Below are 14,737 nucleotides of genomic sequence, written 5' to 3'. Positions count from 1 at the left end.
AACTCCAATGTATAGTACCCTGGTTTATCATGACTATTTGGCAAAACCGCCGCGTTCCATAAAACTGCGGGCATCACTGGCAAGCCGTCCTTCACGGGTATTTTTATCTACACCGCTATTAAAAAATAATTGAACGGATGAGCTACGGTGATATTCAGGTAATTGAATTTTATGTCGTGATGCCGAAGACACGGGTTTAACCAGATCGACAGTCGCAAAGACCACCAATTCTGTTTTATTTCTTTCCGTGTGAGATTTACGCGCCAGCGCCCCAAGAATAGGAATATCACTAATGAAAGGGACCTTGGTCAGTGATTCCACATCTTCTTCATTAAGTAAGCCTCCAATCACAAAGCTATCACCATCGGCCACTTCGATCGTAGAGCTGGAACGCCGCGTTTTTATCTGAGGTATGCTGTAATTATTGTATGCATAACTCCCTGAAACACTGCTGATTTCGTTAGAAACCAACAATTTTATTTTCTGTTTCTTTTCAACTTTAGCAGCAACATTTAATCGAATACCATATTCTTTATATTGTATGGTTGTACCCTCTTTACTTTGTACTAACAGCGGGATTTCACCGCCGACTAAAAAGCTGGCCACTTCACCGGACAACACGGTGAGATTAGGTTGAGCGAGTACCCGAGCCAAGCTGTCATTATTAACAGCACTGATTGTGGTACTGATATTTTCTGCATCGAATCCACGTTTAAGACCAATCAAACTGAAAACACCAGGGTCATTAACAACTCCATTTCCTTTAATCAGTCCACTAAGGGTTAAATTACTCCATTCGATCCCCAAAGTGTCTGTGAATTTTTTACTTACCTCAACAACGCTGAGCTTTACGTTAACTTGATTGGATGAGGGTAATTGTAATCTGTTTATTACATTGCTATAGATTTTGTTTGTCATAAAGAAAACCTCTGAGCTTTCCCGATCATCAGTATTATACTTTACCTTCAGATCTCGGCTTTCCTTCCCTACGACACTGCCCACTAACTGATATACCGCCCCACGGGTTTCCTCATCGGGCACAGTCCCCGTCAGGATATAAGATTTACCTTCACTGCTGATAAAACTCTTAACTACCACCTGACTACCGGGAAACTCAACCACAATGCGCTGATTGATATCCCCCAGAAATGAATCAACATTTATTTGTAAATCAGCCAAAATTTTTGTGTCAGCATCATAGGCAGTGACCTCTGAAATACCGGGGACCTTCGCATACAATACGATGGTGTTTTCATTCAATACTTTATAGTCCGCTACTGAGGGATCTGAAATAAATACCGTATTAACACGCCCTTTGGTTCGTAATGTTTTTGACTGCCCAGGCTTTAAAAAGAGTTGATCGGCGATTGTGGTTAACGGACACAATAAAATCAGTGCTAGCATCAGGCAAGCATGAAATGAGAAGCGCTTCATCATCAAACTTTTTCCTCTGTTAAAATTTCCCTATCAGCCCCAACAGGCAAGACCTGTTAACCACGCCACTCGTGTGTGGGCCGCGAGCGAGGTTCATCAAACAGGGGGACACTACTGACGGGCCATGTTGCCTCTTTGCCGGATAGCGTTTCACTACCTCTCGAACGCAAGTCAATAGGGTTTCTGGCCGTGGGAAATAGCAGTATTCTGGCGTTGCCTTCTAATCCTTTTAGCAGCTTGATTTCTGCATCTCTCAGTTCAACCAGGAGTTGACTTCTGCTTTCTTGAGACTTCTCTTTTTCATCCTGGTTTACCCGACGAATTGCCAATACACGCCTATTGATCATCAGGGGTTTAAGCCGTGTATCGCGAATCGACTTCGCGGGCGAGATGATGTCCTCACTTCCGTTATCGTCTTGACGGAGTCCATAGGAAAGATAGATATCCACACTGGCACCTGGCTTTAAATTGGTTAACAGATAATTATCAGAAGCATCTAACTCAAAGGGATAAAGCACATTTCCTGGCATGATAAACATAGCGATATAATCATCACTACCGGGCTCAACCAACGCAGTTGGTTGAAGGTAGGTGCCTTTGGCTACCGCACTTTTAAGTGCCCAATGAATAAGGTCATTTTCTTTTATATTGAACTGCATATCAGTGCTTTCTGGTGATACAGATATATTTTTCAATTGAAAATCTTCTTTCTTCAGAACATTGTTGGCAGACAGGTCTCGCTGGGCGACGGCCACGACAATGGTTTCTGTTAAAGAATTTCCCCGCATTTCACTCGTTCCTGGTGTCGGCGTACGTGCGGATTTCATATAGAATAGAATACCAATGCTACCAGTCAGAATCATTAACATGTAAATAATCAATGCGCTCTTTTTCATTTCAACGCTAATCCGCTTTCGCTGTTGTTATAAAATTATAATCAGGTATAACACCCATTATAAGAATCCCCTCTTTTTTTTGACATATAGCTACCGCATGAGCTCAGCAAAGGCGTTCGAAACAGGCACTTTATACACATGCAGATATAAAGTACCTGTTTTCAGGTAAAAGTACCGCTTCAATTTCTCAAAGGATAATTAATAACCTCTATTTTAAAGAACTCTCCACTGTAGTTTTGATCTTGTTGAAGATGCCTGACAACATCACTCTAACTGGCCCGTTTTCACCAAAAATAACCGTAACCACCGCAGCAACACCCGCGGCCACAATAGCATATTCAACAGCGGTCACCCCGCGCTGATCATTTTTAAAATTGTGCATTGCTTCAGTAAAATACACATAACTCACTATTGACTTTTCCTGAACATAACTTGTTAAAGAATACATATCCAATCCTTTCCATTTATTAATGCTATTATTTCACCACGTCTTTTTTCGACTTGGTAATGTTCAACACTCATTATTTTTCGGGGATTTTATAACATCTCTTTTTCGCTATTAACAATGGCAACATTTACAAAGAAAACCAAAAAAACAATTGCCAAAACCTATCAATTAACAAAGCACTAGCAAAAATCAAAAATAATAAGATTTTTCTTACTTATGAAAAGTACACACATAAAACAAACAACAATTAATATTACCTTTCTTCAAACACACGATAAGAAGGTAATGCCTTAAAATAGTTGGCTTTTGTGATATTCTGCCGCTATTTGAGGTTTCCACGTGGTTACTGTTTTTGTTCATTGCCCTCGCTGCCATTCAGATAAAGTTTATCGACATGGCCTTAGTCCAACTAAGCGCGAACGCTTCCGGTGTCAGTGCTGTCGCCGTGTATTCCAGCTTACCTACCGCTATGAAGCGCGAAAGCCGGGAGTCAAAGAGCAGATCGTTGATATGGCCTTCAACGGTGCCGGTGTTCGCGATACCGCCAGAACGTTGAAAATCGGCATCAATACGGTCATCCGGGCTTTAAAAAGCTCTCGCCCCGCAGGATAACGTCTTCTCCCGTTGCTCACGCCGACGTCGCCCTTATCTGTGAACTTGATGAGCAATGGAGCTTCGTTGGCAGTCAGGCGCTACAGCACTGGCTCTGGTACGCTTACAATACCAAAACGGGCGGTGTTCTGGCCTACACTTTTGGCCCCCGAACCGATGAGACCTGCCGTGAATTGCTGGCTCTGTTGACACCGTTCAACATCGGCATGATTACCAGTGACAACTGGGGCAGCTATGCAAGAGAGGTTCCGAAGCAGAAACATCTGACTGGCAAGATCTTCACGCAACGCATAGAGCGCAATAACCTGACGCTCCGTACCCGCATTAAACGACTGGCGCGTAAAACGATTTGCTTCTCGCGCTCCGTCGAGATCCACGAAAAAGTCATCGGAGCCTTCATCGAAAAACACATGTTCTACTAATTGGAGTCATTACCGATAAGAATAACCAACAAAAAAAAATCAGACAGATATTCATTAATAAAAGCATTAAAAAAACGACCTATCTACATCAGCTCATTATAAAATGAATGAGAAATCAACATTTAGCAGTTCACACTAAAAATTCGAATAAAAAAGAATAAAATATCGATATTTATAATAAAACAACAAGTAAAAATAAGCGGACAAGTAGAGGGATGAGAGGGAAAACCCTTCACATACACATTATTTATCTGACACCCGTTCTTTCCATCATGGATAATATATTTTTTTATTTTGAATTTATTAGCATTCAAACGTAATAACAAGCACAGACAGAGGGTAACGCACATGATCTTCAGCAAAGGAGGTATGGAATAGACTGAGAAAATAAAATATAAATTATCTGTTCAAAACTCTTATAATCGATAATACCTAACACGGCGGGAAACGCGCTCATTCACACGATATAATAAATAGATGTCATCTAGCCAGCGCTAAAAGCCAGTATCGTGGCTAATACTTAGCATTTTCAACGCAGGAAATGCTACACCATATCGTTTTCTTTACTGGTGATAAATTCAACATGCATCGAAAAAGCAAAAAAAATGCTGATATAAGCGAACTTATATCAGCATCCTTTAGTTATTGGCGGAACGGACGGGACTCGAACCCGCGACCCCCTGCGTGACAGGCAGGTATTCTAACCGACTGAACTACCGCTCCTCATTAACATGCCCTTGCGAGCGGGAAGAATACTAAGGTGATCTGGGTATGGCGTCAATACTTTTTATAATCAATTCATACTATTTGTTTATAATTCCAGCGCCATGCTGCAATCATCATCAATGGAATGATGATTACTGGCGCCACAAGCAACTGCCCCCCTTTTTGGCAATCAGATCGAGGCGCGTTTCATGAGCGGCCAGTTCTTCCGGACTGGCATAAATGATGGGCAAAGCAGACGCTTGGCGCGTAATTCGCTGCACGCTCTCACTTTCTGTACTCACTTGCTGCGTGTCACTCTCCATGGCAAACGCCAAAGAGGTTTGTCCCCCCGTCATGGCCAGATAGACATCAGCCAGAATTTCGGCGTCGAGTAACGCCCCGTGTAGCGTTCGTTTGCTGTTATCTATTTGATAACGGTCGCACAATGCATCCAGGCTGTTTCTTTTACCAGGAAACAGCTTACGCGCGACCATGAGACTATCGGTTATCTTGCAAAAAGTCTCTGTCTTCGGGATATCCCGATTCAGCATCCGAAATTCGTAGTCCATAAAGCCAATATCAAACGCGGCATTATGAATAACCAGTTCCGCACCGCTAATGAACTCAATAAACTCCTCGGCTATCTCAGCGTAGGCAGGTTTATCTTGTAAAAATTCATCGCTGATGCCGTGGACCATGAACGCTTCTGGATCAACCAGCCTATCAGGTTTGATATACACATGATAATGGCGCCCCGTCAGGCGGCGATTAATGACCTCTACCGCACCAATCTCAATGATTTTATGACCTTCATAATGAACGCCGAGCCTATTCATCCCCGTGGTTTCGGTATCCAGAACGATCTGTCGTGTAATTGCAGTGCTCATCGCTTTCGTTTTATGTCAGACTTACGGTTTTTATGATTAAGGCAGAGTCTACCAGAGATGACAAAGCAGGTAGAAATTTTCACCGATGGTTCTTGTCTGGGAAATCCCGGCCCGGGTGGTTATGGCGTTGTACTGCGCTACAAGCAGCACGAAAAAACCTTGAGTGCCGGTTATCACCTGACAACCAATAATCGCATGGAGCTGATGGCAGCGATTGCCGCTCTGGAAGCATTGACGACTCCGTGTACGGTGGTACTGAGTACCGATAGCCAATATGTGCGGCAGGGTATCACGCGCTGGATCCACAATTGGAAACTTAAAGGCTGGAAAACCGCTGACAAAAAGCCAGTTAAGAATATCGATCTCTGGCAGCGGCTGGATGCCGCCATTCAGCGGCATACGATGCGTTGGGAGTGGGTTAAGGGCCATGCGGGTCATCCCGAGAACGAGAAATGTGATGAACTGGCACGCCAGGCTGCCTCGCACCCGACGCAGGACGATACGGGCTATCAGCCGGAATAATCCGCTCAGAATGGGCGGTACCCTTTACGGTAACTCTTGGTTGCCCCGACGGCTCTGCGCACCGGTAGCTTGTTGAACCTTTGGCGCAAGGGGGACATGGTAAGCGGGATGGTACGTTTACGTGCAACAAGGAGCATCAGGCAACCTAAGGGAATTGAGTGAGGTGCTGATGTTGTTATCATCTGCGGTATCTTCCACGGCACCACGTGGAAGGTTCCCTGATACAGCACTTCATAATTGAGCAAGCTGAGCCAATCGATCATACGCATCTGCGTGAACATGCGCGCACAATAGGGCTGGCATTGACGAAGGCCGGGTGTTAGCTTTCCAGCCCCGAGCAGACTTATTGGATTAAACCCACTCAGCAATAACCATCCATCATTGATCAGTACCCTATCCACTTCGCGTAGAATACGGTGTGGATCCGATGAATATGAGAGCGTATGCGCCAGCAAGCAGGCATCGATAGATTTCTCAGAAAAGGGCAACTGGTAAGGATCGGCCAAAACATGCACATCATCAGAAACACTCGGGTTGATATTAACCTGATGGGAAATGGTACACGTGTCCGTCGCGATAGCGTTGCTGAGCGCGCCGACTTTCAGTAAATGGAAGCCGAACACACGCGGCCACCATGCTGCCAATGCATGTTCAAGCGCCTTCTGGTAATGTGCGCCCCAAGGGATATCCTCCCAACACATTGGTGAAGAATATGCCTGAGGCGTATGCGCTGGCTTCATCTATTAGTATTCTCTCAGACCCAATAGCTATCTCAGACCACGTAATATACCCTAAATAATTCGAGTTGCAGGAAGGCGGCAAGAGAAGGACAAATGAGGTTCATCCATCCCGATATGCTTACTCAGGTAAGTGATTCGGGTGAGTGAACGCAGCCAACGCACATGCAGCTTGAAATATCACGTGTATAAATGGGATATCACATGAATCTTATCAGTATTGCCGCACTTTCGGACAACTACATTTGGCTATTACATGACGCACAGCACCGTTGTGTCATTGTCGATCCCAGTGAAGCAGAACCAGTATTACAAGCGCTACGTAAACACCAACTCACACCGGTAGCGGTGTTACTCACCCACCATCACAATGACCATGTGGCTGGGGTACCTGATATCCAGAAGACTTACCCTGACTTGCCGATTTATGGCCCTGAGGAGACAGCGCAGCATGGTGCAACACGCATTTTGCGCGATGGCGATCACATTCAGTTACTCAATTCGGATTTCTCCGTATTTTCTGTGCCGGGTCACACTTTAGGTCATATTTCGTACTACTCTGCCCCCTATTTGTTCTGCGGAGATACGTTGTTTTCGGCTGGGTGTGGGCGAATCTTTGAAGGAGCCCTCAAGTAAATGTATGAATCAATTGAAAAAATATCGAAATTACCTGATGAAACACTCATTTGCTGTGCACACGAGTACACCCTGTCAAATCTTGAGTTTGCTCACACTCTCTGGCCTGAAGAGTGCAATATTGCCGCTTATCTTTCTGAAATCAGGCTATTACGAGATAAATCTCAATCAACGTCGCCAACCACCCTTGGTCTTGAACGAAAAATCAACCTTTTTCTTAGGTACTATAACGATGATTTAAAAGGAAAATTAAAAATAAAACCCGGAAACATAGAGGATTGGCAAGTTTTCGCCCAATTACGTAGCAAGAAAGGGTAATGACTCCAATTAGTAGAACATGTGTTTTTCGATGAAGGCTCCGATGACTTTTTCGTGGATCTCGACGGAGCGCGAGAAGCAAATCGTTTTACGCGCCAGTCGTTTAATGCGGGTACGGAGCGTCAGGTTATTGCGCTCTATGCGTTGCGTGAAGATCTTGCCAGTCAGATGTTTCTGCTTCGGAACCTCTCTTGCATAGCTGCCCCAGTTGTCACTGGTAATCATGCCGATGTTGAACGGTGTCAACAGAGCCAGCAATTCACGGCAGGTCTCATCGGTTCGGGGGCCAAAAGTGTAGGCCAGAACACCGCCCGTTTTGGTATTGTAAGCCTATCAGAGCCAGTGCTGTAGCGCCTGACTGCCAACGAAGCTCCATTGCTCATCAAGTTCACAGATAAGGGCGACGTCGGCGTGAGCAACGGGAGAAGACGTTATCCTGCGGGGCGAGAGCTTTTTAAAGCCCGGATGACCGTATTGATGCCGATTTTCAACGTTCTGGCGGTATCGCGAACACCGGCACCGTTGAAGGCCATATCAACGATCTGCTCTTTGACTCCCGACTTTCGCGCTTCATAGCGGTAGGTAAGCTGGAATACACGGCGACAGCACTGACACCGGAAGCGTTCGCGCTTAGTTGGACTAAGGCCATGTCGATAAACTTTATCTGAATGGCAGCGAGGGCAATGAACAAAAACAGTAACCACGTGGAAACCTCAAATAGCGGCAGAATATCACAAAAGCCAACTATTTGAAGGCATTACCCAAGCATCGTTCCCTGTGCGAGGATTTTTTTACCCGTAATACCGTGAAGCGCTTGATCGCAGAGGCACTTGATTATCTAATCAGTACTCAAAGCGCTACGGGGTTTGGCACTACAACACAGGAATCAACGCATGAAAAAGCTAAGCGTGGGCATCATTTTTGGCGGTAAATCCGCTGAGCACGAGGTCTCGTTACAATCGGCCAAGAATATTATTGATGCCATTGATAAAACCAAGTTTGATGTGACGCTGCTTGGTATCGACAAGCAGGGGGCGTGGCATATCAACGATGCGTCAAACTACCTGCTGAATGCCGAGAACCCCGCGCTGATCGCCTTGAACCGTTCAAACAAAAGCGTAGCGCTGATCCCAGGTCAAGTAATTGAAAGCCAGAGTGCCCACGCCCTTACCCAATTGGATGTTATTTTTCCTATCGTGCACGGCAAACTGGGAGAAGACGGTTCACTGCAAGGCTTGCTGAGAATGGCCAATATTCCGTTTGTTGGCAGCAGCGTACTGGGCTCCGCGGTCAGCATGGATAAAGACGTCACCAAACGCCTACTGCGTGATGCAGGCTTGCTGGTGGCCCCCTTTGTAACCCTGAATCGCGCCAATCGTCAGCATCACAGCTTTTCCAGCGTCAGTAACGCTCTCGGGCTGCCGCTGTTTATCAAGCCGGCCAATCAGGGCTCGTCTGTCGGCGTGAGCAAAGTTCGCAACGAAGCAGAATTTCAGCAGGCCGTTGAGCTCGCTTTCCAGTTCGATCATAAGGTGCTGGTAGAAGCGGCGATTGTTGGCAGAGAAATCGAGTGTGCGGTACTGGGTAACGATCACCCGAAAGCCAGCGTCTGTGGCGAAATTGTGCTGAGCGACGAGTTTTACTCTTACGATACCAAATACATCAACGAACAAGGTGCGCTGATGCGAGCGCCAGCAGATCTTACACCTGAAATTAACGAGAAGATCCAACACATTGCCTTGCGGGCCTTCCAGGCGCTGGAATGTCAGGGCATGGCACGTGTGGATGTTTTCCTCACGCCGGACGATGAAGTGATTATCAATGAAGTGAATACGCTGCCCGGCTTCACCAATATCAGCATGTATCCAAAACTGTGGCAGGCTAGCGGCCTAAGCTCATATCGTTATACACATCTTTCTAACGCACTGTTTAATCAATGAGTTACGGGTTTATCTCAGAGTGGCATTTTGAACCTCAAAAAGCCAATGGGATGGCTTGAATGCCTTAATTCACGGGGTTCTGAGCATCCTGTTCAAAAAATGGCCAAAAGATGTGTATAACGATATGGCCTAAGCTATACCGATCTCATCACAGCATTGATCGAGTTAGCGTTAGGCTGTGTCCCTTAATTACATAACCTCTGGTAAAACAGGCGGATGCAGCCCAGTTTCAACATTGCCAGATAATTCCTCGCCGTTTTGTCGTAACGTGTCGCAATGCGACGGTATTCTTTCAGACGGCCAAAGCACCGCTCAACAACGTTCCGATTGCGGTAGGCGTCACGATCGAGCTTTGAACGACCATCCACCGCCATTTTTTCAGTGGATTTTCGGGGGATGACTGTTTTTATACCTCTGTTTTTCAGCTCGTTACGTAATACATGCCCGGAGTACGCCTTGTCAGCGAGTACCGCATGACCACGGCGTTTCATACTGCCGTTCTGGCGTTGAACACCAATACCGTCCAAAAGACGTAGTGCAAACTGACTTTCATGAGCCTGACCGGGGCTCAACACGATGTTTAACGGAAGACCACTTCCGTCTGTAGCCATATGGATTTTGGTGCCAAAACCACCTCGAGAGCGACCCAGCCCATTATCTCCGGTGATATCGGGATGTTTTTTTGAGCACCGGCAGCACATTTCAGCGCCCTGATATTGCTACCATCCAGCGCAGCCGCTGACCAGTCCACGAGGCCATGGGCATCAAGTGATGAAAGTAACTTATTGAAAATAATGTTAATGACTCCCGATTTTGACCATCGGTTAAAGCGGTTATAAACGGTTTTCCATGGGCCGTATCGCTCAGGTAAATCACGCCATGGGGCACCAGAGCACAGCACCCAGAACATGCCATTGATAATCATGCGATGCTCAGCCCATGGGCGTCCGGCCTGTGGTGTTGCTGGTTCAGCAGGGAGTAAGGGCTGGATGATAGCCCATGCTTCATCGGGAAGGTCGTAGCGAGCCATAGTTTAAAATAATGTAGAAACAAACAGTTAGTATAACTCATGGGATTAAGGGACACAGTCTAGAACGGCAGGAAAACGATCGCGCTCTGGCAAGTTCTGTGATGTAGCCCCCTGTAACACCAGACAGTAGCTGTATCTCCAGATAAGAGATAGGCTTAGATATATGTCTAACAATCATGCTAATTTTGAAATGACCGGGATCCTGTTAGGGCAAGAAGTCCGTAAGCGTAAAACTCCGCAAGAGAAAATCGCCATCATTCAGCAGACAATGGAGCCGGGGATGAACGTCTCCCATGTAGCCCGCCTGCATGGCATCCAGCCCAGCCTTTTGTTTAAGTGGAAGAAGCAATACCAGGAAGGAAGCCTCACCGCCGTTGCGGCCGGAGAAGAAGTGGTTCCAGCTTCGGCGCTGGCGACTGCCCTCAAGCAGGTCCGGGAGCTACAGCGCCTTCTGGGTAAGAAGACGATGGAAGTTGAGATCCTCAAAGAAGCAGTGGAGTACCGCCAGTCGCGAAAATGGATAGCGCACACGCCCTTGTTGCCAAAGGACGGGGAATAGCTCTGGTCAGCCGCGCCATGAGCGTGTCTCGTGCGCAGCTGTCACTGCGGGTTAACCGTTCTGCCGACTGGCTGGACAGGCGCAGCAACCGGCGTAATGACGAAGCTGATGCTGATATATTATCGGACATCCTCCGTATCATCAGCGACATGCCCAGTTACGGTTACCGCCGAGTGTGGGGTATCCTGCGTAAGCAACGTCGTGCAGAGGGACTTCCACCGGTGAACGCCAAACGGCTTTACAGGATAATGAGCGAGCATAACCTGCTGTTGTTGCATGATAAAACTGAACGTCCGAAGCGGGAGCATAAAGGAAAAATCGCGGTAGCAGAGAGCGATATGCGCTGGTGCTCAGATGGCTTCGAGTTCGGTTGTGACAACGGCGAGAAGCTGCGGGTGACGTTCGCACTGGACTGCTGCGACCGGGAGGCCATAGACTGGGCAGCGAGCACCAGGGGTTATGACAGTTCAACCGTGCAGGATGTGATGCTGAGGTCGGTGGAAAAACGCTTCGGTAGCGCGCTGCCGGATAAACCAGTGCAATAGCTGACGGATAATGGTTCAGCGTGCACAGCGCATGAAACGCGGAAGTTCGCCAGAGAACTGAATCTGGAGCCCTGCACAACAGCAGTGAGCCGTCCACAGAGTAACGGCATGGCAGAACGGTTCGTGAAGACGATGAAGGAAGATTACATCGCCTTCATGCCAAAACCCGATGTGCGAACAGCGCTGAAGAACCTTGCAGCGGCGTTCAATCATTACAATGAAAACCATCCGCACAGTGCGCTGGGATACAACTCCCCAAGAGAATATCGGCGCCAGCGGGCATCGTTAACTTAAGATACAAAAACTGTCCGGAGATGGTGGGTCAAGATCACAGAAGAAAATTGATGAACCATTTCAAGATATCGAATCTGCTGCGACCCTGTACATAAATTTGTGTAATTGCCTAATTTTGATATGTTCAATCCAACATCAAAAACAGGTTAATTTATGGACGAAAAACAGTTGCAGGCTCTGGCTAACGAACTGGCCAAAAATCTCAAAACCCCTGACGATCTCAGCCAATTCGATCGCCTGCTGAAGAAAATCAGCGTTGAGGCTGCTCTCAACGCCGAAATGTCCCACCATCTGGGCTACGATAAAAATCAGCCCAAACCGGGGGCCAACTCCCGCAACGGCTATTCCACAAACACCGTGACCACCGGCGATGGCCCTCTGGAACTACGTACTCCGCGCGATCGTGATGGCTCCTTCGAACCACAACTGGTGAAGAAAAACCAGACCCGGATCACCGGGATGGATAACCAAATCCTGTCCCTGTACGCCAGAGGGATGACCACCCGCGAGATAGCGTCTGCGTTCAAAGAGCTGTATGACGCGGATGTCTCACCGGCGCTGGTCTCGAAGGTCACCGACGCCGTGATGGAACAGGTTACTGAATGGCAAAATCGTCCACTGGATGCAGTCTATCCCATTGTTTACCTTGACTGTATCATCCTGAAGGTCCGGCAGGACAGTCGCGTCATCAATAAATCCGTGTTCCTGGCACTGGGTATCAACATCGAGGGCTAGAAAGAACTGCTGGGTATGTGGCTGGCCGAAAACGAGGGCGCGAAGTTCTGGCTCAATGTGCTGACAGAACTAAAAAACCGCGGCCTGAACGATATCCTCATCGCCTGTGTCGACGGTCTGAAAGGCTTCCCGGACGTCATCAACGCGGTGTATCCGGAAGCCCGCATCCAGCTGAGCATCGTGCACATGGTACGCAACAGCCTGAGGTTCGTCTCTTGGAAGGACTACAAAGCCGTCACACGCGACCTGAAAGCCATCTATCAGGCCGCTACGGAAGAAGCAGGCCAGCAGGCGCTGGAAGCATTCGCCAGCGCATGGGACAGCCGCTATCCACAGATAAGCTGGAGCTGGCAGACGAACTGGAGCAATCTGGCAACGTTCTTCGCTTACCCGGCTGATATCCGCAAAGTCATCGACACAACCAACGCCATCGAATCGCTGAACAGTGTGATCCGGCATGCGATTAAAAAACGCAAGGTGTTCCCGACTGACGACGCAGTGAAAAAGGTGGTGTGGCTGGCAATCCAGTCGGCCTAACAGAAATGGACGATGCCACTGCGGGACTGGCGTATGGCAATGAGCCGTTTTATTATCGAGTTCGGTGACCGCCTGGACGGTCACTACTGAGAAAGGCATTTACACAGAATCATGTACAGGGTCTCTGCTGCTGGTATTCAGATTTTATGCAGTCAACGTTAGTGCCGCACGCATTTCTTTGTGCCAGCCATTCGCGTTGCTCCCTCATCAGAGAACCTTTAGCAATGCTATTCTCCATCGCGATGGTGTAGCGCCTATTCGCGATGGAGTCGATACCACTCAGCGCGGGCGTACTGCATATTGTTTTTTCGGTTTCATTGAGGTTTTCGAGCGAACAGTTAAATCCGGCGGCCTGAACATTTGCATAGCAGGCTACTAAATAGCTGTTCCTAATACCGCTACACTTTTGCCTGTCCATGTTTTCCACTGGGAAACGGGCTGACAGTTTCCATGAAGCGGCAAACCTTGTTCAGTCACTGCCACATTGAACAGCATTGATGATTGCGGGTAATGGTTTCATGCAACGCCTGCCATAACCGCTCTACATGATTTACCCATGGTGAGTACACCGGCTGATAAATAACCCTGAATTTCGGGTTTTCTTCCAGCCAGCGCTGCGTCTCCCGGCTTTTGTGAATAATGTAGTTATCAACTATCAGCGTGAGCGTTTTTGCCCGTCTGTACGTTGCTCTCAGATGCTCTAACATACTGATAAAAAAACACGAACTTTTACTGCTTCCTCCAACATCGCTGACTTTTCCCGTCCCGCTGTGTAATGCACCCGCCAGATAATATTTCTCGTTCTGGCCCGGCGTCACGATGCGTTTCTGCTTCCCGCGAACCTGCCAGTCCGCGCCAATTTTGGGATTCAGATGAATATCCACTTCGTCTTCGTAAAAGACGGGATGTTCCGCGCTGCATTGTTCCAGCGCCATCGCGATGGCCTCCATTTTTTCTTCATTATACGGGTCGCGGATACGCAGCGTAGGAGCTGCGCGTCGCCACACCAGACCGGCAGAAGGCCGCCAACGGCGCACCGTGGAAGCATGCAACTGGCAACCGGTTATCTCATTGATTTTTATCGCTAGCAGTTCCGTGCTCCAGCGCGAACGCTGATAGCCAAAATCATGAGGGGAACGCTTTACGAGCTGGATTAACAGTGCGCAGATCTGTTCAAACGGCCAGCGACGGCCACGACCGGGCCGCAGAGATTTGAGGCCTTCAATGCCGTACAGGGTGAGCCAGTTAATCCATCTGCCGATTGACGAACGGGCGCAGCAAAGCATTCTGGCGACATCGCTCACGCGCTCGCCCCGGTGCAACATCAGGATGGCGGTCAGCCTGCGGGCGTGATTCTTGTCACGCGTTTTATGGAGAGTTTTCTTCATCAGGCGTCGTTCGTTACGGGGTATCGGTGCTATGCTCGACATCGCTCAGTCCGGTTGATGATTTGGGATCTTTATCGATTGATCAGATCGCT

9 protein-coding genes, 1 tRNA gene and 5 pseudogenes are annotated in these 14,737 nt (G+C 47.8%); 6 read left to right on the top strand and 9 right to left on the bottom strand.

Translation table 11 applies throughout. The annotated features are described in order from the left end of the window. Positions 1 to 33: 33 nt before the first annotated feature. The 3 genes from ACWWJF_RS14680 to ACWWJF_RS14670 all read right to left on the bottom strand — a co-directional run bounded on the left by ACWWJF_RS14680 (position 34) and on the right by ACWWJF_RS14670 (position 2,778). The gene (locus ACWWJF_RS14680) at positions 34 to 1,437 is read right to left on the bottom strand and encodes a type II and III secretion system protein family protein (RefSeq protein WP_455871100.1); all 1,404 of its coding nucleotides are present in this window, start codon (positions 1,435 to 1,437) and stop codon (positions 34 to 36) included. A 53-nt stretch (positions 1,438 to 1,490) separates the two neighbouring features. After that, positions 1,491 to 2,330, bottom strand: coding sequence for a hypothetical protein (locus ACWWJF_RS14675; RefSeq protein WP_455869847.1), 840 nt, complete (start codon positions 2,328 to 2,330; stop codon positions 1,491 to 1,493). 208 nt (positions 2,331 to 2,538) lie between these two features. Next, a complete protein-coding gene (locus ACWWJF_RS14670) occupies positions 2,539 to 2,778 on the bottom strand; it encodes a Flp family type IVb pilin (RefSeq protein ID WP_455869846.1) in 240 nt (79 codons plus the stop codon). 339 nt (positions 2,779 to 3,117) lie between these two features. On the opposite strand from ACWWJF_RS14670, the gene ACWWJF_RS14665 reads away from it, so the two are divergent. Next, positions 3,118 to 3,812 (top strand): IS1 family transposase gene (locus ACWWJF_RS14665; protein WP_455869691.1). Its coding sequence is split into 2 segments (ribosomal slippage): positions 3,118 to 3,361 and positions 3,361 to 3,812, totalling 696 coding nucleotides; the frame shifts between segments, so codons are not numbered across the junction. A 646-nt stretch (positions 3,813 to 4,458) separates the two neighbouring features. Here the strand turns inward: ACWWJF_RS14665 and ACWWJF_RS14660 are convergent. Together ACWWJF_RS14660 and dnaQ are read right to left on the bottom strand one after the other, a co-directional pair. After that, positions 4,459 to 4,535: transfer RNA gene (locus ACWWJF_RS14660), tRNA-Asp, on the bottom strand. Between the two features lie 134 nt (positions 4,536 to 4,669). After that, entirely contained in the window at positions 4,670 to 5,404 is a 735-nt protein-coding gene (gene dnaQ / locus ACWWJF_RS14655) for a DNA polymerase III subunit epsilon (protein WP_455869845.1), read from the bottom strand. Between the two features lie 57 nt (positions 5,405 to 5,461). Here dnaQ and rnhA point away from each other — a divergent pair, with 57 nt between their 5' ends. Further along, the gene (rnhA, locus tag ACWWJF_RS14650; protein ID WP_264625769.1) at positions 5,462 to 5,926 is read left to right on the top strand and encodes a ribonuclease HI; all 465 of its coding nucleotides are present in this window, start codon (positions 5,462 to 5,464) and stop codon (positions 5,924 to 5,926) included. Positions 5,927 to 5,931: 5 nt separating this feature from the next. Here the strand turns inward: rnhA and ACWWJF_RS14645 are convergent, their stop codons facing one another. Beyond that, the gene (locus ACWWJF_RS14645; RefSeq protein WP_455869844.1) at positions 5,932 to 6,666 is read right to left on the bottom strand and encodes a class I SAM-dependent methyltransferase; all 735 of its coding nucleotides are present in this window, start codon (positions 6,664 to 6,666) and stop codon (positions 5,932 to 5,934) included. 201 nt (positions 6,667 to 6,867) lie between these two features. Between ACWWJF_RS14645 and gloB the strand changes: the two are divergent. Beyond that, positions 6,868 to 7,617, top strand: a pseudogene (gene gloB, locus ACWWJF_RS14640) (hydroxyacylglutathione hydrolase). A 9-nt stretch (positions 7,618 to 7,626) separates the two neighbouring features. Here the strand turns inward: gloB and ACWWJF_RS14635 are convergent. Continuing rightward, positions 7,627 to 8,321: pseudogene (locus ACWWJF_RS14635) on the bottom strand (IS1 family transposase). Positions 8,322 to 8,510: 189 nt separating this feature from the next. Here ACWWJF_RS14635 and ddlA point away from each other — a divergent pair. After that, a complete protein-coding gene (gene ddlA / locus ACWWJF_RS14630; RefSeq protein ID WP_455869843.1) occupies positions 8,511 to 9,557 on the top strand; it encodes a D-alanine--D-alanine ligase in 1,047 nt (348 codons plus the stop codon). Between the two features lie 185 nt (positions 9,558 to 9,742). On the opposite strand, the gene ACWWJF_RS14625 is transcribed toward ddlA, so the two are convergent. Then, a protein-coding gene (locus ACWWJF_RS14625) for an IS5 family transposase (RefSeq protein ID WP_455869842.1) occupies positions 9,743 to 10,587 on the bottom strand; the annotation gives its coding sequence in 2 pieces (ribosomal slippage) (positions 9,743 to 10,242 and positions 10,242 to 10,587; 846 coding nt in all). Between the two features lie 190 nt (positions 10,588 to 10,777). Between ACWWJF_RS14625 and ACWWJF_RS14620 the strand changes: the two are divergent. Then, positions 10,778 to 11,985 (top strand): annotated as a pseudogene (locus ACWWJF_RS14620) (IS3 family transposase). Positions 11,986 to 12,138: 153 nt separating this feature from the next. Next, a pseudogene (locus ACWWJF_RS14615) lies at positions 12,139 to 13,347 on the top strand (IS256 family transposase). Positions 13,348 to 13,655: 308 nt separating this feature from the next. Here the strand turns inward: ACWWJF_RS14615 and ACWWJF_RS14610 are convergent. Then, positions 13,656 to 14,687: pseudogene (locus ACWWJF_RS14610) on the bottom strand (IS630 family transposase). Positions 14,688 to 14,737: the final 50 nt, after the last annotated feature.

It is taken from the genome of Symbiopectobacterium sp. Eva_TO (genome assembly GCF_053848865.1).
Note: the sequence above shows the minus strand (reverse complement) of the source record. Positions and strands in the feature narration are given on the sequence as shown.